Source organism: Novosphingobium sp. KN65.2 (genome assembly GCF_001368935.1).
GTDB lineage: Bacteria > Pseudomonadota > Alphaproteobacteria > Sphingomonadales > Sphingomonadaceae > Novosphingobium > Novosphingobium mathurense.
This window is the reverse complement of the sequence record NZ_CCBH010000193.1, coordinates 19,955-39,380: the sequence shown is the minus strand read 5'-3', so window position 1 is coordinate 39,380 and position 19,426 is coordinate 19,955. Positions and strand designations below refer to the sequence as shown.

The 19,426-nt window shown below is 64.0% G+C and carries 20 protein-coding genes and 2 riboswitches; of the genes, 17 read left to right on the top strand and 3 right to left on the bottom strand.

Features of this window, described 5'->3' with window-relative positions; all coding sequences use genetic code 11:
- The first annotated feature begins 12 nt into the window (after nucleotides 1-12).
- The 9 genes from SPHV1_RS20550 to SPHV1_RS20510 are packed head-to-tail and all read left to right on the top strand — an operon-like array spanning nucleotide 13 to nucleotide 8,579.
- Nucleotides 13-1,572 (top strand): TadE/TadG family type IV pilus assembly protein, encoded by a 1,560-nt coding sequence (locus tag SPHV1_RS20550; protein ID WP_054947862.1) that lies wholly within the window; start codon nucleotides 13-15, stop codon nucleotides 1,570-1,572.
- A 2-nt stretch (nucleotides 1,573-1,574) separates the two neighbouring features.
- On the top strand, nucleotides 1,575-2,060 hold the full coding sequence (locus SPHV1_RS20545; protein ID WP_079729556.1) for a TadE/TadG family type IV pilus assembly protein: 486 nt from the start codon (nucleotides 1,575-1,577) through the stop codon (nucleotides 2,058-2,060).
- Nucleotides 2,057-2,677 carry a TadE/TadG family type IV pilus assembly protein gene (locus SPHV1_RS20540; protein WP_054947861.1) on the top strand — a complete coding sequence of 207 codons (621 nt, stop codon included), beginning with the start codon at nucleotides 2,057-2,059 and terminating at the stop codon, nucleotides 2,675-2,677. The genes SPHV1_RS20545 and SPHV1_RS20540 overlap by 4 nt, the downstream gene beginning before the upstream one ends.
- 54 nt (nucleotides 2,678-2,731) lie before the next feature.
- Nucleotides 2,732-3,886, top strand: coding sequence for a pilus assembly protein CpaE (locus tag SPHV1_RS20535; protein ID WP_231634782.1), 1,155 nt, complete (start codon nucleotides 2,732-2,734; stop codon nucleotides 3,884-3,886).
- 2 nt (nucleotides 3,887-3,888) lie between these two features.
- A complete protein-coding gene (locus SPHV1_RS20530) occupies nucleotides 3,889-5,280 on the top strand; it encodes a CpaF family protein (RefSeq protein ID WP_139383900.1) in 1,392 nt (463 codons plus the stop codon).
- Entirely contained in the window at nucleotides 5,277-6,278 is a 1,002-nt protein-coding gene (locus SPHV1_RS20525) for a type II secretion system F family protein (RefSeq protein ID WP_054947859.1), read from the top strand. The genes SPHV1_RS20530 and SPHV1_RS20525 overlap by 4 nt, the downstream gene beginning before the upstream one ends.
- Nucleotide 6,279: 1 nt before the next feature.
- Nucleotides 6,280-7,251: a type II secretion system F family protein gene (locus SPHV1_RS20520; protein ID WP_054947858.1), complete on the top strand. Its 972-nt coding sequence runs from the start codon at nucleotides 6,280-6,282 to the stop codon at nucleotides 7,249-7,251.
- 1 nt (nucleotide 7,252) lies between these two features.
- A complete protein-coding gene (locus tag SPHV1_RS20515) occupies nucleotides 7,253-8,086 on the top strand; it encodes a tetratricopeptide repeat protein (RefSeq protein ID WP_054947857.1) in 834 nt (277 codons plus the stop codon).
- 22 nt (nucleotides 8,087-8,108) lie between these two features.
- The gene (locus SPHV1_RS20510; protein WP_054947856.1) at nucleotides 8,109-8,579 is read left to right on the top strand and encodes a prepilin peptidase; all 471 of its coding nucleotides are present in this window, start codon (nucleotides 8,109-8,111) and stop codon (nucleotides 8,577-8,579) included.
- A gap of 13 nt (nucleotides 8,580-8,592) precedes the next feature.
- Here SPHV1_RS20510 and SPHV1_RS25890 read toward each other — a convergent pair whose 3' ends face one another.
- The 3 genes from SPHV1_RS25890 to cobO form a co-directional block, all read right to left on the bottom strand.
- Nucleotides 8,593-9,240 (bottom strand): M23 family metallopeptidase, encoded by a 648-nt coding sequence (locus SPHV1_RS25890; protein ID WP_231634781.1) that lies wholly within the window; start codon nucleotides 9,238-9,240, stop codon nucleotides 8,593-8,595.
- A gap of 256 nt (nucleotides 9,241-9,496) precedes the next feature.
- Entirely contained in the window at nucleotides 9,497-11,251 is a 1,755-nt protein-coding gene (gene ggt / locus SPHV1_RS20500) for a gamma-glutamyltransferase (protein ID WP_054947854.1), read from the bottom strand.
- Between the two features lie 159 nt (nucleotides 11,252-11,410).
- Complete coding sequence (cobO, locus tag SPHV1_RS20495) at nucleotides 11,411-12,028, bottom strand: cob(I)yrinic acid a,c-diamide adenosyltransferase (RefSeq protein ID WP_197277760.1); 618 nt, start codon at nucleotides 12,026-12,028, stop codon at nucleotides 11,411-11,413.
- 175 nt (nucleotides 12,029-12,203) lie between these two features.
- A riboswitch (cobalamin riboswitch) is annotated at nucleotides 12,204-12,414 on the bottom strand.
- Nucleotides 12,415-12,473: 59 nt separating this feature from the next.
- Nucleotides 12,474-12,669: riboswitch (cobalamin riboswitch) on the top strand.
- Nucleotides 12,670-12,846: 177 nt separating this feature from the next.
- Between cobO and SPHV1_RS20485 the strand changes: the two genes are divergently transcribed.
- The 8 genes from SPHV1_RS20485 to cobU are packed head-to-tail and all read left to right on the top strand — an operon-like array spanning nucleotide 12,847 to nucleotide 19,408.
- Nucleotides 12,847-13,254, top strand: a complete 408-nt coding sequence (locus SPHV1_RS20485) for a DUF1636 domain-containing protein (protein ID WP_054947873.1) — start codon at nucleotides 12,847-12,849, stop codon at nucleotides 13,252-13,254.
- On the top strand, nucleotides 13,251-14,267 hold the full coding sequence (gene cobT, locus SPHV1_RS20480; protein WP_054947852.1) for a nicotinate-nucleotide--dimethylbenzimidazole phosphoribosyltransferase: 1,017 nt from the start codon (nucleotides 13,251-13,253) through the stop codon (nucleotides 14,265-14,267). Before SPHV1_RS20485 ends, cobT begins: the two co-directional genes overlap by 4 nt.
- Nucleotides 14,264-14,839, top strand: a complete 576-nt coding sequence (locus SPHV1_RS20475) for a histidine phosphatase family protein (protein WP_054947851.1) — start codon at nucleotides 14,264-14,266, stop codon at nucleotides 14,837-14,839. The genes cobT and SPHV1_RS20475 overlap by 4 nt, the downstream gene beginning before the upstream one ends.
- A complete protein-coding gene (cobS, locus tag SPHV1_RS20470) occupies nucleotides 14,839-15,543 on the top strand; it encodes an adenosylcobinamide-GDP ribazoletransferase (protein ID WP_054947872.1) in 705 nt (234 codons plus the stop codon). Before SPHV1_RS20475 ends, cobS begins: the two co-directional genes overlap by 1 nt.
- A complete protein-coding gene (locus SPHV1_RS20465) occupies nucleotides 15,540-16,523 on the top strand; it encodes a threonine-phosphate decarboxylase (protein WP_054947850.1) in 984 nt (327 codons plus the stop codon). Before cobS ends, SPHV1_RS20465 begins: the two co-directional genes overlap by 4 nt.
- Nucleotides 16,516-17,451 carry an adenosylcobinamide-phosphate synthase CbiB gene (cbiB, locus tag SPHV1_RS20460; protein ID WP_054947849.1) on the top strand — a complete coding sequence of 312 codons (936 nt, stop codon included), beginning with the start codon at nucleotides 16,516-16,518 and terminating at the stop codon, nucleotides 17,449-17,451. Before SPHV1_RS20465 ends, cbiB begins: the two co-directional genes overlap by 8 nt.
- Nucleotides 17,439-18,899, top strand: coding sequence for a cobyric acid synthase (locus SPHV1_RS20455; RefSeq protein ID WP_054947848.1), 1,461 nt, complete (start codon nucleotides 17,439-17,441; stop codon nucleotides 18,897-18,899). Before cbiB ends, SPHV1_RS20455 begins: the two co-directional genes overlap by 13 nt.
- Nucleotides 18,896-19,408: a bifunctional adenosylcobinamide kinase/adenosylcobinamide-phosphate guanylyltransferase gene (gene cobU, locus SPHV1_RS20450; RefSeq protein ID WP_054947847.1), complete on the top strand. Its 513-nt coding sequence runs from the start codon at nucleotides 18,896-18,898 to the stop codon at nucleotides 19,406-19,408. The genes SPHV1_RS20455 and cobU overlap by 4 nt, the downstream gene beginning before the upstream one ends.
- Nucleotides 19,409-19,426 lie beyond the last annotated feature (18 nt).

Below are 19,426 nucleotides of genomic sequence, written 5' to 3'. Positions count from 1 at the left end.
GGGCACGCAGCCATGGAGCGCGATGTTTTCCGAACTCTGAAAGAGGATGAAAACGGCGCGGTTGCGGCGACATATGCCCTTGCCTTGATGGGATTGATCGCGGTCGCGGGGGTCGGGTTCGACTACGCGCGGCTCTCGACGATGGACAGCGAATTGCAGAACGGTGCCGACCAGGCCGCTCTGGCAGGGGCGTCGCAGCTGGACGGAAAGACTGGCGCCTGCTCGCGCGCGGCGACTGCGGCCATCTCACTCGTCACCAATACGACGCTTCTGGCCAGCACCACGCACACGATTTCCATTCCTTCTGAGACAGCCTGCGATGCGACCGGCAGCGTCCGGTTCTGGCAGGACAGGAATGCAACCACCGCCGCCACAAGCGACGCAAACGCGCATTTCATCGAGGTCGACGTTGACGTCAGGACCGTCGATTATGCACTGACGCCGGTCACGGGCCTGTTGAGCGGCTCGCTCAATGCCAGCGCTCTGGCGGGGCTGGGATCTTCGATCTGCAAGGTGCCGCCCGTCTTCATGTGCAATCCGGCGGAATCAACCGATCCGACGTTCACCGTGTCGAACTATATCGGCAAGGGAATGCGGCTGATCGCCAATGACGGCGGTGGCAATTACGGACCGGGTAACTTCGGATATCTCCAGACGAACGCCGGGAACGGTGCACAGGCGACGGCGCAGACGCTCGGGCGTGTCGAAATTCCCGGAGACTGCGTAGGTGTCGACGACGTTACCACGAAGCCGGGTGAACAGGTCAGCGTTCTCGACGCCCTGAACACGCGCTTCGACATTTACGACAACGGCCTGAACCAGGCCTGCGGCGTCGGAAACAGCCTTTGCCCGCCTTCTGCCAACAGCCGCAAGGACCTGATGCACAAGGGCGGAGCGGGCAATTGCGGGATTGCCAACGGCGGCGGCAATGGTTGGGTCGAAGCGCCGCGTCCTTACAGGCCGACCTCTGCCACCACACCATTGACCGCTACGCAAATCTCGAACACGTCGCCCATGGGCTATCCGCGGGATATGTGTCACGCGATCAGTCTGACCGGTTCTTGCAGCGGCGGAATTATCGGCGACGGCAATTGGGATCGTAACGCCTATTTCAAGACCAATTCCACGAATTACGATCCGACCACTTTCAGCATTTCGGGAACCTTCGGGACGTCGACGCCCACGCGCTATCAGGTCTACAAATACGAAGCCGATAATGCGGCGAGCCGGTTGCAGAACCAGAGTGACGGTGCGATCGTCTCGCGGCCGCAACCTTATTGCCAACCGCCCGGAATCCCGGTGAACGGATCGGCTCCGGACCGTCGCCTCATCTCCGTCGCCGTAATCAATTGTCAGGCTGAAGGAATTACCGGTTCGACTTCGGGCGTCCATGTTCAGTCGTGGGTTGACGTATTCCTGGTCGAACCATCAGCGACCCGTGGAACGGGTGGATCGAAGTACACCGAGAAGAGCGACGTCTACGTTGAAATCGTGCGAGCGACTCAGCTTGGCGGAGGAGGGAGCACGGCGGCGCAGCAGATTCGTCGCGACGTTCCCTATCTGGTGAAGTGACGATGTCCGGTGTTCACGCCATCTTGCGGAACCAATCCGGTGCAGCAGCAGCCGAGATGGCACTGATCCTGCCCTTGGTCCTGCTGCTGATCTTCGGGACGTTCGAAGGCGCGTACTACATCATGTGCGAACACCGCGTGGTGAAGGGCGTTCGTGACGCCGCCCGTTATGCCGGTCGTTTGCCCTTCAGCCAGTACGATTGTGCAGGAACCTTCGGTGGCGATGCCACAGCGGTGAAGAATCTGGCCCGGACGGGACAGATATCCGGTGGCACGGCCGCTGTGTATGGCTGGGCGAATGCGGACGTAACGATTGCCGTCGACTGCTCATCCAGCCAGCAGGGTATCTATGCCAGCGTCGGTGGGAATGCGCCCAGAGTGAAGATCAGCGCCGACGTCGCCTATCCCTCACTGTTCGGGACTCTCGGACTGGTGACGACAGGGTGGAGGCTGAAGGCTTCCGCGCAAAGCCCGGTGATGGGACTATGAAGCGTCTCCTCGAACTTGTCCGCGACCAGAACGGTGCCAGTGCGGCAGAATTTGCGCTTGTCTTGCCGATCCTGCTGATCGCGCTGATCGGAACCATAGATGTCGGCCTCTATGCCTGGAACATCAATCAGGCGGAAAAGGCGACGCAAACCGGCGCGCGCTGGGCTGTTGCCACCGACATGGTCGCGAGCGGCCTGAAAACGTATAGTTTCGCCGTTTCCGGCGGTGTCCCCCAGGGCACGGTCGTCGACCAGACGGCCTTCCCCGGAGTTACCTGTCAGAGCAACGGCACGACGGCTTCGTGCACCTGCGCCAGCGGTGGTACCTGCAACTTCCCGCTGACGGCTGATAACGCGGCATTTGGGCGGCTCGTCACGCGCATGGCGCAGATCGACAGCGATATCACCGCAAGCAACGTGGTGGTGACTTATGCCTGGTCCGGTCTCGGCTTCTCCGGCGATCCCAATGGTCCGGACGTTGCCCCGCTGACGACCGTCAGCCTGCGCAACATGACATATACGCCGCTGACCACGCTGCTGTTTCAGGTTTCGGTACCTCTACCTTCATTCGCGTACGCTTTGACCATGGAAGATGGCAGCGGAACAGTGTCCAACTAGGTGACCTCAATGGGAATTCATGAACAACTCGCCCAATCGATAAGGGAAGGCACGTTGAAGAGCGACACCGACATCCTCGTCATTGCCAGCGGACCTTACATCTCCGCTTTCAGTGCCGCGGTCGGGGGCAAGTTTCCGGCAGGGGTGCGTGCGCATGAACTCGACCCGGCCGAGCAGGTGCCCGATGCGGTGATCGGCGATGCCACCCAGATCGTCGCGGAAGTCGATCCGCGCGACGCAGGATCGATGCGGCGGCTGTCTTCGCTTCGCGAGCACTATTCCCACATTCCGCTGATCGCTGCGATCGGCGATGCCAGCGTCTCGCTGGTGCGGACGCTGGTACGTCAGGGCGTGAGCGATGTCGTGTCGCTTCCCCTTGAACCCGAAGAACTCATGCAGGTTGTGCTCGAAGCCTCGGTGCGGCGCGATACGCGGCCCCGGTCGGCGCGGAAGCTGGCCCCGCTGGTGGCAGTGGCGCGTTCCATCGGTGGTTGCGGCGCGACATCGATTGCGACGCACCTCGCTTCGGATCTCGCCGAGCATGCGGGTGACGCGGGGGCAGTCATCGTCGACCTCGACCTGCAGTTCGGCAACGTCGGCATCTACCTTGGCGTCAATCCCCGGGGTAGCCTCAACGATCTGCTCGAAGCCGGCGACCGTCTCGACGACGACCTGCTGACTTCGACAATCGGCGAAGCGGGCGGCGGCCTGTCCGTAGTCACTGCGCCCGATGCCATCCTGCCGCTGGAATCGGTGGATATCGACCAGTTGCTGCGCGTAATCCATCTTTTGCGCCAGCGCTTCGGCTACGTCGTGCTGGATCTTCCGGCCAACTGGACGAACTGGACCTTGTCCGCGGCTCTTGCTGCAAACTCGATCATCCTCGTGTGTGAGCTCTCGATCGCCAGCCTGCGTCAGGCGCGTCGCCGGCTGGAGCTGTTCGCCTCGGTCGGGATCGAGAGTTCCGCCGTCGAGATCGTAGTCAACCGGGTCGAGAACCGCCTGTTCAAGACCATCGACCTCGATGACGTTTCCCGCACGCTCAATCACCGGGTTCTGGGCAAGGTTGCGCTGGAATCGCCTCTTGTCAGCACGTCGCAGGACCAGGGAATGCTGGCGAGTGCCGTTCACCGAAAGAGCAAGTTCATGGCTGACGTTCGCAAGCTCGGTCAGCTGCTGAGAGACAGCAGTCTCAAGAGGGAGGACTGACCATGTGGCAGCTTCGCAGAACGCCGGAAGTTCAGGATCCGCCAAGCGCGGCACCGAGGATGTCGCTCGACAAGCTGACGCCGGCACCTCTCTTCGAACCGGAACAGCGGGCGGTATCGCGCCAGCTCGATCTCAAGATCGAGATCCATCGCCAGTTGCTCGACCAAATCAACCTCGCGGCTCTCGAAAAGATGTCGCGCGAGACGATTGCCAACGAGATCTCGGTCATAGTCGCCGAGATTCTCGAGCAGCGCAGCGAGATGCTGAACCGGGCCGAGCGCCTGACTCTGTGCGAGGAGGTTCTCGACGAACTTCTCGGCCTTGGCCCCCTTGAGCCGCTGCTCAAGGACGAGACCGTCAACGATATCCTCGTGAACGGTCCGGATTCGGTTTTTGTCGAGCGCTTCGGCGTCCTTGAGAAAGTGACCACGCGCTTTCAGGATGGGCGCCACCTGCTCAGGATCATCCAGAAGATCGTGAGTGCGGTCGGCCGTCGCATCGATGAGTCTTCGCCCTTCGTCGATGCCCGCCTTCAGGATGGCTCGCGCGTCAATGCGATCGTCCCGCCGCTGGCCATCGATGGCGCGCTGCTCTCGATCCGCAAGTTCTCCAAGAAGCCGATCAGCATGGAGCGCATGGTCGAGATCGGCAGCATCGTCCCGCAGGTCGCCGAGGTGATGCGCGGGATCGTGCTGGGCCGACGCAACATCATCATTTCCGGCGGCACCGGCTCGGGCAAGACGACGATGCTCAATGCACTGTCCTCGTTCATCGATGAGCGCGAACGTATCGTCACCATCGAGGACTCGGCGGAACTCCAGCTTCAGCAGGAGCACGTTGCCAGGCTCGAGACGCGGCCGGCTAACATCGAAGGCAAGGGTGAAGTTACGCAGCGCGAGCTCGTCAAGAACGCCCTGCGTATGCGTCCGGACCGCATCATCCTTGGCGAATGTCGCGCCGGAGAAGCCTTCGACATGCTGCAGGCGATGAATACCGGTCACGACGGTTCGATGACGACGATCCACGCCAACACCCCGCGCGATGCGCTTTCGCGTATCGAGCAGATGGTCGGCATGAGCGGCATCGATATTTCCGCCCGCTCGATCCGCGGCCAGATCGCGGCGGCGATCAACGTCGTGATCCAGATCGGGCGACTGTCGGACGGCAAGCGCAAGATGCTCTCGCTCAGCGAGATCACCGGAATGGAAGGCGACACGATCACCATGCAGGAGATCTTCCGCTTCAAGATGTCCGGACGCGACGATGCCGGCAATGTCATCGGCCATTTCGAGGCAACGGGTATCCGGCCGAAGTTTGCGGGCCAACTGGCCGAGCAGGGCATCCACCTCGATCCCGAACTGTTCCGCCACTCTGCTGCGTTCGACCCGTCATGACGGCCCTCTTCGTCAGACTCTTCGTCCTGCTCGCGGCATTCATCGCCGTCTTCCTCATTTCGCAGATCTTCCTGCGATTTGCCTGGGAGCGGCGATCGGAGCGCTCCGGCATCAACGAACGTCTGCGAATGTTGCGGGCGGGCCTCTCGCGCGAGGCGGTGGCCTACTCCCTGCTGAAGAACGCGCCCCCGCATCTTTCGCCGGACGCCGGCTGGTTCGAACGCAAGTACGTCAATTTCGTGCGCATGGTGATGATGGCGGCAATACGGACCGAGGCGAAGCAGATCCTGCTGCGCATGGTCATTGCCTTCTTCGCATCGCTGTGCCTGATGCTGCTTGTCCTTTTCATCCTTCGCATCACGATCACCCTGGGCGTAGTCCAGCTTGCCGTGGTCCTGTGCCTGGGGGCGACCATTGCGCTGCCGATCATGCTGATCAGCCGCAAGGCCGAAAAGCGCCGCAAGCGGATGGAAGAGCAGTTCCCGGTGGCTCTCGACATTTTCTCGCGCTCGCTGCGCTCGGGGCATCCGATTGCCTCGGCAGTCGGCATCATCACCGAGGAAATGCCCGATCCGGTCGGCACCGAATTCGGACTTGTGTCGGACGAAGTGGCCTATGGGGCCGAGCTTAATGACGCGTTTGCGGCCATGGCCGAGCGCTGGGATCTTGAGGACATCCGCATGTTCGTGGTGTGCGTCTCGGTCCAGAGCGAGACGGGCGGCAACCTGGCTGAAATTCTCGACAACCTGTCCAAGGTCATCCGTGAGAGGGCGGCGCTTTACCTGAAGGTCCGCGCCTTGAGCTCGGAAGGCCGCATGACCGGCTGGATGCTGACCGTCCTGCCTGTCTTCACCTTGCTCGGCATGTTCTTGGTAAACCCGATATTTTATCTCGACGTTGCCCAGGACCCCATCTTCGTCATCGGCTTTCCCGCGCTCTTCGTCCTCTACTGCGTGGGTGTCTACTCTATCCGACGCCTGACGGACCTGAAGGTGTAACATGGTCGAATTTGTCGCCAACAACGCCCTGATCCGCAACTTCCTGTTGCTGCTGATCTTCGCGCTCGTGGTCGGTGTGACGCTGGCCGTCATGCTCGCCACATCGAAGCGCTCCCGGGTTCGCACGAAGCTCGAAGTGATCGGGCGGGAAAGCGTGAGTTCGCAATCGGCTTCCAGCTTGCGCCGATCCAGCGAGGATGCCTGGTCGCGCCTCGTGATGCGGATCGAGAAGGCCGGGCTCAATCTCAGCGATACCAAGTCCGATGCCTTGACCGAGCAGATGCAGGCGGCAGGCTTCGAATCTCCCGCTGCGGCGCGCGTCTATACGCTGGTGCGACTGGTGCTGGTAATTGTCCTGCCGACCGCGCTGATCGGAGCCTTGCTGCTCTCGGGCAGTGACGTCAGCTACATGAAGCTCTATTTCATTGGCACGTTTTGTGCCGTCATGGGGCTCTATGTTCCCAATATCTACGTCCGCGCACGCGCTGCATCGCGCCGGCGGGAAGTGCTGAACGGCTTTCCCGATGCGCTGGACCTGATGCTGGTCTGCGTTGAGGCGGGGTTGGGGCTTGAGGCCGCGTTCGACCGCGTCGGGCGCGAAATGGTGAGCTCGCATCCGCTGGTTTCACGTTTGCTTGTGACCACGACGCTGCAACTGCGTGCCGGCGCCACGCGCGAATCCGCGCTGCGCAACATGGCCGCGATGGCGCGGATCGATGAAATTGCGTCCTTTGCAACGCTGCTGATCCAGTCCGACAAGCTGGGTACGAGCATTGCGACGACGCTCCGCGTCTATGCCTCGGAAATGCGCGAAAAGCGCCGGATGCGTGCCGAGGAAAAGGCACATCGCATTCCGGTTCTCATTTCAATTCCTCTTGTGGCCTGCATGCTGCCGTCGATGATAGGCACGCTGATGCTGCCAGCGGCCATCCGGGTCGTGCGAATTATCCTTCCAGTGATGAGTGGGGGCTGACATGCAAAGTAAGACGGGAACGCGCATCGCTTGCGTCGTACTGATGGCGATGTCGCTGAGCGGGTGCGGGCGGGCGCTCGAATTCTTTGGCCTGCGCCACGATGCCAAGCCGGAAGTCCAGGTGCGTACCGCGGATGCCGACAGTGCTATCGCAGCGGTGGCCGAGGGGCGGGCGCATCTGGCTGCGGGGCGGACCGGGCAGGCGATCGAGGAGTTTCAGAAGGCGCTCGCAGCCGGAGACGAGATTGGCCCTGCTGCCAACGGCATGGGCGTCGCCTATGTGCGGCTCGGCCAGTTCGAACAGGCGCATCGCTTCTTTTCCGAAGCGCTTGCGGTCGATCCGAAGAATGCGATGTATCAGGCCAACATGGCACGCCTGATGCGCTCGAACCTCTTGGCCGAAAGGCACGAGGCGGACTTTGCAGCGCAAGTTGCGGCGCGCACGCTCACGGGGGCGCACGATATCCAGGCGCAGGCAGCCGTGCCTGAAGTTGCTGCCGTTGCAGAACCTTCGAACCAACCGGCACGCGCGGCGAGCGGAACGAGGCTCCAGCGCATTTCGCGTGGCGAAGTGATGATCCGGTCGGTCCAGCCCGACAGCAAGCCGGGGCGCGGTTCCCTGCCGGTTGTCGGCGTTCGCGGCGGCAAGCTCGACACGTTCCGGCCGGCCGTGCGCATCGAGTTTTCCGATGAAGGGCGCAAGCATGACAAGGCTGATGCCGAAAAGGCAGATGCTGCAGACACGGCCTCGGACGCCGAGCCGCCGAAGACGGCGAAGGCCGACCTTGCCGGGTTCAAGCCGCTCGTGCGGATCGATTTTCCGACTTCGCGCTAACAGTCGCAGGGTAGCCGATTAGATGAACGTTACTTTCTGGGCGGAACTGGTGGTGCTGGTTCCCGCCTGTTTCTATGCGAGCTGGTCCGACACGGTACAGCGGCGCATTCCCAACTGGCTGTGCCTGCTGACGGCAGTGGCTGGCCTTGCACTTGCGGCTTACGATGCAGGGCTGGGCAGCCTGGGTAGCCATGCCCTGCACCTCGCGGTTGCGCTGGTGGTTGGCATGGTGCTGTTTCGCTTCGACATGATCGGCGGCGGAGATGCCAAGTTCTATGCCGGATGCGCCGGTTGGTTCGCCTGGTCGCAGGCATCGCGCCTGCTCCTGTCGGTTTCGATTGCAGGACTTGTCCTGTTCCTCGTCTGGTTCACCGTGCGCCGGATCATGCGCAAGCCAATCAGCGGACGCGGTTCGGACGACAACTTCGACAAGCTTCCTTACGGCATCGCGATTGCTGCGGGCACGTTGATCACGGCCGCTTCGACGATCTGAGGAAAGCCTGATCCTATTTGTGCAGGCTGGAGGATGGGTCGATCGCAAGCCCGTCCTTGCGAACTTCGTAGTGAAGATGGGGCCCGGTGGACCGCCCGGTCGAGCCGACGAAACCGATGACGTCACCGGGCTTGATGGTCTGGCCCGCGCTGACGTTCAGGCGCGAGAGGTGCGCATAGCGGGTTTCGATGCCCTTGCCGTGATTGATGCGCACCGCCAGCCCATATCCACCCTGCCAGCCGGCCGCCATGATGACGCCACCTGAAGTCGCGTGGACGGGTTCTCCCATCGCAGCAGCGAGGTCGACGCCGGTATGCATGCGCACCTGGTTGAGAAGCGGGTGCATGCGCAGGCCGAAGCGGCTCGAAAGCCTGCTGGCGCGCAACGGCATGCCTTTGGGGGCATCGCCCGATCCGGTCCCGGGCGGCGGCGTAAGCAGGCGCACCGTATCCCGAAAACGCCCGCTGGACGAAATCAGGACCGATCGGCTCTGATCGAGCGAGGCTGCGGACGAAAGGTAGTGAACCGGTTCCTGCCCGCTGAGGTCCACGGCGCGTCCCACGGTGATGCGCGCAGGCGTCACCTGCGCAGCTGTAGCCGAGGCGGGGCGCGGCGACGTGACGCAGGCGGCACGGTCGCTGACGATGGCACCGGCGGTCATGCAACCTCCTGCGCTGTTCGTGTCGACAACGGCCATGCGACTGACGGCGTCCTCGCCAGCCCATGCAGGCGCTGACCATACAATGGCCAGGGCCGCCCCTAGCATAGCTGGGCGGATATTGATCTTGCTCCGGCCGTCCTGGATCATGGTACTTCCCCCGTTGCCGTAAACTAACGGAAAACGGCCAGTTTGTTAACTCAAATTGACGCGGCGTACCGAACTGGCACGCGGGAATTCGGAGGTATGAAGACCGGTTTCAGAACCCCCGCGCCATGCCTTCCCGGCGTGGATCGGCACCGCCTTCATAACCACCGTTCCTGACCACGATGGCCTGGATCCCGGACTCCTCGCTGCGGGAAGTCGACAGTGGCATACCGCGTGCGGCAAGACCGGTCATGATCGGTTCGGGGAACGGATCGGCGCGGAACGCGTCGCCCTTCGCGACCAGGTTGGGCAGTGCGACCGCGTCCTGCGGCGACATGTTCCAGTCCAGCATCGCTACAAGAGCCTTGAGATTGTATGCCTGGATCGACGTCCCGCCCGGCGATCCGGCAGCAGCATGGAAGCGGCCATCCTTCGTCAGGACGATAGCCGGTGCCATGCTCGATCGCGGTCGCTTGCCGGGTGCCGGGGCATTGGCCGCAGGCGCTCCGTCGCCGTCCGTGGGCGAGAACGAGAAGTCGGTAAGCTGGTTGTTGAGGAAGAACCCGTCGACCATCCGCCCCGAACCGAAGATGCTCTCCACGGTGGTCGTCATCGAGACGACGTTGCCTTGGGCATCGACGACAATGAAGTGGCTGGTTCCGCCCGGTTCCGCCGTAGCGTCCGGGCCGAAAGCAGGGGCACCTTCGGGATGGCCGAAGCTGACGGAGCCTGCCCGCTCGCCGATCAGTTTCGCGCGCGCGGCCAGGTAGTCCGGATCGAGCAGCCCCTTGATCGGGACTTCGACAAAGGCGGAATCGCCGACATAGCGATCGCGGTCGGCATAGGCGAGGCGGCTGGCCTGCGCGAATTCGAACCACGCCTTTTCGTCGCCCGCATTGCGCTTGGCGATATCGGTGTGTTCGAGAATGCCCAGCGCCATCAGCAGCCCCGGACCGCCAGACGGGGCCTGCGGGGTGCAGACCATATAGACGCGGTAGGGTTCGCATAGCGCCGGACCGGTGCGCGGGCGATAGGCGGCAAGGTCTGCCAGCGTCATTGTCCCGGGGCGCGGCCCTTCGCTGACGCGCTTGACGATGTCATGCGCAATGGGGCCGGTCAGCAGGCCCGAGGCCCCGAATTTGGCAATCCGCTCCATCGTGCGGGCATAGGCCGGGTTGCGCAGTCGATCGCCTGCGGCATAGCGGCTGCCGTCCGGCTTGGAGAAATAGGTGACGGCATCGGGCGCCGTTGACTGCGGCGCGCGTTCCATCCGGATCATCCCGGCAAGACGTGGGCTGACGATGAATCCGTCCGCTGCAAGATCGCGCGCCGGTTCGAGCAGGTCCGCCCAGGCGAGCTTGCCGTGATCGTGGTGGGCCATGTCGAGCATGGCGACGGCCCCTGGCACGCCTGTCGAAATGCCGCCGAGTACGGCATCGAAGAAGGGCAGGCGGTTGCCGTCATCGTCGAGGAAGAGACGGTCGGTAGCCCCGGCGGGCGCCGTTTCGCGTCCGTCGTAGTACGTCGCCTTGCGGTTCTTGGCGTCGTAATAGACCATGAAGGCACCGCCGCCGATCCCCGAACTCTGCGGCTCGACAAGGCCGAGAACGGCTTGGATCGCCACTGCGGCATCGACCGCCGAGCCGCCCTTGCGCAGTACGTCCACCCCGGCCTTCACCGCGAGGGGATTGGCCGCTGCGACCATCGCATGCTTCGCAAACCCGGACTGCTCGCGCTCTGGCGCCTTGGCAGTCCGGCTCTGCTCGACGGATGTTGCGGGGGTAGGGCTGGCCTGTGAAACGCTGGCCTGGGATACGGTCGTCAGTGTCAGTGCGGCTATGCCGACGGACAGGAGGAGGCGGCGCAATAGGGTTCTCCGGGGGGTGGCTTCTATCGAATTTCGTCAGGGCGATGGCCCCTTCGGCAAGGGACTCGCGGGACCGCCGGGACAGAACCTATCAGTTCCGTCCCATAGGTATAGGGCCGAGGTGCAAGGATCCTGACGTTCCGGGCAGGCAAGCGCGCGTCAGAGGTCGATGCCCGGTTGTGCCTTGATGCCGTTGCGAAAGGCATGCTTCTCGTCGCCGATCTTGCTGACCGTGTCGGCCAGTTCGATGAACTCGGCATGGGCCGCGCGTCCGGTGATGACCACATGCTGCATCTCCGGCCGGTTCCGGATCGCCGGGAGAACTTCCTCGAGCGTGAGGTAGCCGTAATTGATGAGGTATGTCAGCTCGTCGAGCACAACGAGCGAGATCGCGGGATCGGCAAGCGCGACCCTGGCCTTTTCCCAACCGGCCTGGGCTGCGGCGATATCACGCTGGAGGTTCTGCGTCTCCCAGGTGAAGCCTTCGCCGCAATTCTCCCAGGTGACACCCGGCTGCCTGGAAAGGAAGGCGCGTTCGCCCACGTCGACCTTGCTCTTGATGAACTGGAACACCGCAGCCGTACGGCCGTAGCCCAGCGTGCGGGCAACCATGCCGAAGGCGCTGGACGACTTGCCCTTGCCGTTTCCGGTGAGCACCAGCACCAGCCCCTTGTCGATCTTGGCTGCGGCAATGCGGGCATCGACTACGGTCTTGAGCTTGCGGGTGCGTTCCTTGTGGCGACGATCTTCTTCGGTCAGGTTCTCGGTGTCAGTCATGATTGGTCGGCCTCTCGTGGGTGTGGCAGGTGGCGGGGCGAAGGAGGCCGGCGCAGGTGTCTGGCGGTATTGGCAGTCACTCACGTATCCTCCTCGACGCACGCACGATTGTCGTCGCCAAGGGATTGCCCGCAGCAAGCGAGGCCCTCGTCCGCACGGTTCATCCCGCCCGCGCAGAGGAACGACGGTAGCGGGCCGGTTTCCTGACTTTCCGGATCGACGCGCCTGTCGCCGCCTTCTCGAACCGGGAAGGCCCCGTTCAATGGCGTAGTGGCGATGCGCTCACCGGTCACAGTTGCGGGAGCAGTGCCGTCAGCGCGGAGAAACATTCGGCGCCCGGACTTCCCGATTAAGCCCTTGCGGGCACCCGTTACGCCTTCGCGGATAAGTCAGGGCAAGGCGCCCTGCAAGCATATTGCGCTTGCGAACGGCATGGCTGCGCGATACTTGCCGGACTGCGACAGGTTCCCCGCAAGGGGATCAAAAGGGAACTCGGGTGCAAGTCCCGGGCTGCCCCTGCAACTGTAAGCGGCGAGCCATCCGGCCATTTCGCCATTGGGATCGAAAGGCGGTCCTGAGAAGGCGGCCGGAGCGGCGTTGACCCGTGAGCCAGGAGACCTGCCTGACGCAGTCGTTCTTCATCCGGGCAGGGCGCACCGGGTGTTCGAGGGCCCCGCGATGGCGGGGTCACCCCTCGCGCAACGACAGTCATCGTCTCGCCGGTTGAGCTTCCGGTGGGACTGGAGCCGTTTGCAAGGAGGGAGCGTTGCCATGCTCTTGATGTCTTTCTGTCGTCCGCGTTCGGGAACGGTATGCTGATGCTGCGTGCCGTCGAAGCCGAAGCCTCGGTCGTGGTCTGCTCGACCTGCCGCCATTCCGAAACAGAGCGTGAGGACGAGCACGGCCAGCGTGGCGGCGCGCGGCTGGCTTCCGCCATGCGCGAGGTGCAGGCTCAGGATCCCGCCTTGGCCGCCGTTTCCGTTCAGGAAATGCCGTGTCTGTTCGCCTGCAAGCGCTTTTGCACCGTGCATATCAGGGCGCCCGGCAAGGTGGGCTATGTCCTGGGCGACTTCGCTGCCGATCATGAGGCTGCACACGCGATCCTCAGCTATGCTGCGCAGCATGCCGAGAGCGAGGAGGGCGTTGTGCCCTATCGCAGCTGGCCGCAAGGCGTGAAGGGGCACTTCATCACGCGCACCCCGCCCGAAGGCTACCTGTGCACATGATCGGCTTCGAAAGCCGCGAAGCCTTTTCTGCGGCGCTCGCCGATCTGCCCGAAGCCAACAAGGTTGCGCAGGCCGCTGCACAGCTGCGCCAGGAGGACCTGACCAAGCCGCTGGGCTCGCTCGGTCGACTGGAGGACATCGCGATCTTCATGGCCTCGTGGCAGGGCAGGGAGCGGCCGGTACTGGAGCGCATCCGGGCTGCGGTCTTCGCCGGGAACCACGGTGTCGCCGCGCGCGGGGTCAGCGCCTATCCGCCCGAAGTGACGGCGCAGATGGTTGCCAACTTCGCGGCTGGCGGTGCCGCCATCAATGCCCTGGCCGATGCCTGCGGCGCGGAACTGGTCATCGTGCCGATCGAGCTGGAACGTCCTACGGCGGACTTCGTCGAAGAGCCTGCCATGAGCGAGGAGGATTGCCTCGCGGCACTCAACGCGGGCGCATCGGTCGTCGAAGAGGGGCTGGACCTACTTTTCGTCGGCGAAATGGGGATCGGCAATACAACGCCCGCCGCCGCGCTATGTGCGCAGGTCTGCAACGGCACCGCTGCCGAGTGGGTCGGTGCCGGGACGGGTCTCGACATGGACGGGATCGCCCACAAGCAGTCCGTCGTCGCGCAGGCATTGGCCTTTCATGGTACCCTCTGCACTGACGCTTTCGAAACCCTTCGTCGGCTTGGCGGGCGCGAGATTGCCGCGATGGCAGGGGCCATCCTTGCCGCACGGATAAAGCGCATTCCGGTACTGCTCGACGGCTACATCGTCTGCGCTTCCATAGCGCCGCTGGTGGTCGATCAGCCGCGGTTCGCCGCGCACTGCCTTGCCGCCCACTGTTCCATGGAAGCGGCCCATGCGCGGTTGCTCGACTGGCTTGGCCTTGCCCCCCTGCTGCAACTCGGAATGCGGCTGGGCGAAGGGACCGGCGCAGCGGTGGCGACGCAGCTCGTGCGCTCGGCCATTGCGGCGCACAACGGCATGGCGACATTCGCCGAGGCCAAGGTGGCGGGCGTTGCATGACGGATTTCGTGCTGCACCTCATGCGGCACAGCGCTCCGCAGCGGCCCGGCCTGATGCTCGGCCATCTCGACGAGCCGCCACTGGCCTCCGGCGTAGCCGCCTGCATGGAACGCGCAGGTGCACTTGCCTTCAAGCAGATCAGGTGTTCCGATCTTGCCCGAGCGCTGCTTCCCGCAAGGGAGATAGCCGGGCAGTGCGGCCTCGCAGTACATATCGATCCGCGCTGGCGTGAACTCGATTTCGGTGCGTGGGATGGCATGGCGCCGCAGCAGTTGCCCAATGACGCGCTTGCCCGGTTCTGGGACGACCCGGATGCCTTCCCTCCGCCGGGAGGCGAGATGTGGTCGGTCCTTGTCCGGCGCGTGGGCGAGGCACTGGCGCATATTCGTGAGGATTGCCTCGTCGTTGCGCATGGCGGCTCGATCCGCGCTGCAGTATCATATCTCACCGGGCTCGATCATCGCGGTGTCTGGGCGTTCGACCTGCCTTACGGCGCGCTCATCAGCCTGCGGGTATGGCCAGGAGGCAAGAGTGCGGGGCAGATCATAGCGCTAGAGACGGACGCGCCATGATCCGCCGCTTCATTCTCGCCATGCAGTTTACCACGCGCGTGCCCCTGCCGAACGTGAAAGCAGACGATGCGGACTTCGCCGCGCTCCTGCGTTATTTCCCGATGGTGGGACTGGTTGTGGGCGCCATCGTTTCGGGCGCCTGGTGGCTGGGATCGTTCCAAGGCGCATGGCTGGCGGCGCTGCTAGCGTTGGGGGCATGGGTGGCGGTGACCGGCGCGCTGCACCTCGACGGACTGGCCGACGTGGCCGATGCGACCGGTGCTGCGCATGGCAATCCAGCACGGCTTTCCGAGGTTCTGGCCGATCCGCATGTCGGCAGCTTCGGCGTCGTCGTCGTCGTGCTGCAGTTGCTCGCCAAGTTCGTCCTGCTGCAGCATGTTAGCCTCGCCGATTTGCCGCTGCTCTGCATCTTGCCGGGCCTTGCGCGCATCGGCCCCCTGTTCTGGGCAAGGATGTTGCCGCCGCTTCATGAAGGATTGGGCAGCCGTCTGGGCGCCGGGGTGCGCTTTCGGGATTTCGTGCTCTGGGGCATCGCCGCGCTGCCTGTCGTCGTGCGGGAGCCTGCCTTTGCCTTACTGGTCCCTGCAATCCCGCTCTGGTCCCTGTGGCTTCGCCGCAGGCTGGGCGGAATATCGGGCGACGGTCATGGTGCGGGGATAGAGCTGTGCGAGACCGCCCTCCTTGCAGCACTGGTCCTCACATGAGCGCCTTGCAAACCGTACGTCACGGAGGGCGGCTCCACGAGGCCTGCCGGCGTTACGGCGGCCGACCGCAGGACTGGCTTGACCTGTCCACCGGCATCAATCCCGAGCCATGGCCTGCAGCATCCCTTCCGGCGACAGACTGGAGCCGACTGCCCGAGCCCGATGCCCTGAGCGAGCTTGAGGCAAGGGCTGCAGCGCACTTCGGCGTCGATCCCGTCCATTGCTGCGCAATCGGCGGGAGCGAACTGGCGATCCGCCTTGTCGCCCGCCTGCTCGATTTGCCGGGATGCTCACTGCAACCGGCTTATGGCAGCCACGAGGAGGCTTTTGCCGGTCCTCCTGCGAACTTCGCGGAAGTCCCGGAACAGCCCACCGCCCTGATCTTTGCCAACCCGAACAATCCCGATGGCCGCCTGCGGCAAGGGCAAGACATCCTCGTCTGGTCGGATCGGCTGACCGCCGAAGGGAGTTGGCTCGTTGTCGACGAGGCCTATGCCGACTGCGACCCCGCCGAGAGCGTTGCCCCGCAAGTTCAGGATGGCCGACAACTGATCGTCCTGCGTTCCTTCGGGAAGTTTTTCGGCCTTGCCGGGCTGCGGCTTGGGTTCGTGCTGGGGCCGAGCGACCTGATCGCCGCCCTGCGCGAGGCTATCGGGGACTGGCCGGTCCATGCTGCCGGACTGGCCATAGGTGCGGCAGCGTATGGCGATGCAGCCTGGATCGCGGGTACGCGCCTCGCGCTCTTCGACAGGGCCCGGGCGCTCGACACCGTCCTGACCGGACATGGCCTGAAGCCGGGAGGAGCCTGCCCGCTGTTCCGGCTCGTCGAGACTCGCAGCGCAGAAACCCTTTTTCGCCATCTGGCTCAAAACCGCATACTGGTGCGTCCATTCGAACGGCATCCCGACTGGTTGCGGATCGGCGTTCCGGCATCCTTGCGGGACTTGCGTCGCCTTGACCGGGTCCTGCCGCATGGCTGAACCTGTCGCATTCTGCGCCATGGCCATCGAATCCGTGCTCGGATGGCCCGCGTGCCTGCATCGCCGCCTCGGCCATCCCGTCGGCCTGTTCGCGCGGCTGATCGGTGCGTGCGACCGTCGGTTCAATCGTTCGCAGGATAGCGACAGTCGCCGGCGGCTTGGCGGAATTGTCACGGTCTGCGTTCTGCTCGCCTTCGCAGGCGGCGGCGCATGGCTGATCGAACAGGCGGTGCGCCAGGTCGCGGGAGCGTGGGCCTGGCCGATCCTGTGCCTGCTCGCATGGCCGGCCATGGCTGCACGCAGTCTGGATGATCACGTTCGCCCGATCTTGCGCGCCCTCCAGGAGGGTGACCTCCAGAGCGCGCGCGAGGCTGTCGGCCGGATCGTCGGTCGCGACACCGCAGCTCTCGATGAGACTGGCGTCGCGCGTGCCGCCATCGAAAGCCTGTCGGAGAGCTTCTGCGATGGCGTTGTCGCGCCGCTGTTCTGGCTGCTCGTTCTCGGACTGCCGGGGGTCTGGGCCTACAAGGCGCTCAACACGGCCGACAGCACGATCGGCCATAGAGAGATGCCCTATACGCACTTCGGCTGGGCGGCTGCGCGCAGCGACGATCTGGCGAATATCCTGCCGGCGCGCCTATCCGCAGTCTTGCTTTGCGCTGTCGCCATGACGGGATGGGGCACGCTTTGGCGCGATCATGCCCGCCACGCTTCCCCGAATGCCGGTTGGCCCGAAGCGGCCATGGCCGGAGCGCTGTCCGTGCGGTTGGCCGGGCCGATCGCCTATGACGGCGTGCTGGCGGACAAGCCCTGGATAGGGCAGGGGGATGAAGCTGACGCGGCGACGCTCGCCGGCGCTGTGAAGATCTACAGGCGCGCCTGCGCCCTTTTGGGAGCTATCGTCTTGGGGGCCGCATGGCTGGTTTGATGCTGCAGGGAACCGGATCGGACGTTGGCAAGTCCGTTCTCGTGGCGGGACTGTGCCGGGCGCTGGCGAATCGGGGCTTGCGGGTCCTGCCGTTCAAGCCACAGAACATGTCGAACAACGCGGCCGTCACGCCCGAAGGCGGGGAGATCGGCCGGGCGCAGGCGCTGCAGGCCATCGCCGCGCGTGCGCCACTGCACGTCGACATGAACCCGGTGCTGCTCAAACCGCAGGCTGACCGCACGTCCCAGCTAATCGTCCATGGAAAGGTGCGTGGGACACTTGGCTCGGGGAATTTTCGTGAAGGCCGCCGCAATCTCCTGCCCGATGTGCTGGAGAGCTATCGGCGTCTCGAAGCGCAGTGCGACCTGGTGGTCGTCGAAGGCGCGGGGTCTCCGGCCGAGATCAACCTGCGTTCGGGTGACATAGCCAACATGGGCTTCGCACGGGCTGCCGGGGTGCCGGTGGTACTGGTCGGCGATATCGACCGGGGAGGCGTGATTGCCGCGGTCGTGGGCACCCGCAATGTCGTGGATCCAGAGGACGCGGCGATGATCCGCGGGTTCCTGATCAACAAGTTCCGCGGCGATCCCGCGCTTTTCACGGATGGCTACGACGCCATTGCCGAGCGGAGCGGCTGGCGCGGCTATGGGCTCGTGCCATGGTTGTCGGCGGCGTCGCGTCTGCCCAGTGAGGATGCCGTCGTGCTCGAGCGCGGGCAGGGGGCAAGGCCCGGGCGCAAGCTGGTCGCGTGTCCGATCTTGCCGCGCATCGCCAATTTCGACGACCTCGATCCCTTGCGCGGCGAGCCGGAAATCGACCTTGCCATGATCCCGCCGGGCACGCCGATCCCGGCGCAGGCATCTCTCGTGGTTCTACCCGGTTCGAAAGCGACCATCGCCGACCTGGCCTTTCTGCGCGAGCAAGGCTGGGACATCGATATTCTGGCGCACCGGCGCCGGGGCGGCATGGTCTTGGGTATCTGCGGGGGCTACCAGATGCTTGGGCGCACTCTCGCCGATCCGCGCGGGATCGAGGGAGCGCCTTCGCAGGTCACCGGGCTCGGCCTACTCGAAGTCGATACCGAGATCGGTGTCGTCAAAAGCCTTGAAGCCGTCAGCGGCACGGCTCTCGATGAGGCGCTCCGCGGCTATGAAATGCACATGGGCGTGACCGATGGGCCGGGATGCGGCCGTCCCTTCGCGCAATTCGATGACGGGCGCAGCGACGGCGCCATCAGCGCCGATGGCCTCGTGCTTGGCACTTATTGCCACGGTTTCCTTGGCACTCCCGGTCTGCGCAAGGCGCTTTTGGGCAGGATCGGGGCACAGGGCACTGCGTTCGATCAGTCGCATGTGGTGGACACGGCGCTCGACGAGATTGCAGAAGTGCTGGAAGCGCATGTCGATATTCCCGGATTGCTCGAACTGGCCGGGAACTCGTGGCGATGAAGCGCCTTCTGGTGATCGGAGGCGCGCGCTCGGGCAAGAGCCGTTACGCCGAGGAGCGATTGGAAGCACTGCCGGGGCGGCTCGGGTATATCGCCACGGCGCAGGCCCACGATGACGAGATGACCGCGCGTATCGACCTGCATCGCGCGCGACGCGGCGAGCGCTGGGAGACCTGCGAGGCGCCTCTCGAACTGTCCGATGCGATTGCACGGATGGCAAGTCGCTGCGATGCCCTGCTGGTCGATTGCCTTACGCTTTGGCTGACAAATCTGATGCTGGGCGAGCATTGCGTCGGGCAGGGACGGATGGGACTGATCGATGCCATCGCGGCTTGCCAGGTGCCCATTGCCCTGATCGGAAACGAAGTCGGGCTCGGCATCGTACCGGATAACGCACTGGCCCGGCAATTCCGGGACGAAGCTGGCTTACTCAATCAGGCCGTTGCCAGGGTGGCGGACGAAGTTGTCATGGTCGCAGCTGGATTGCCCCTGAGATTCAAACCCGTATAAACGCGATTGCGTTTTGGG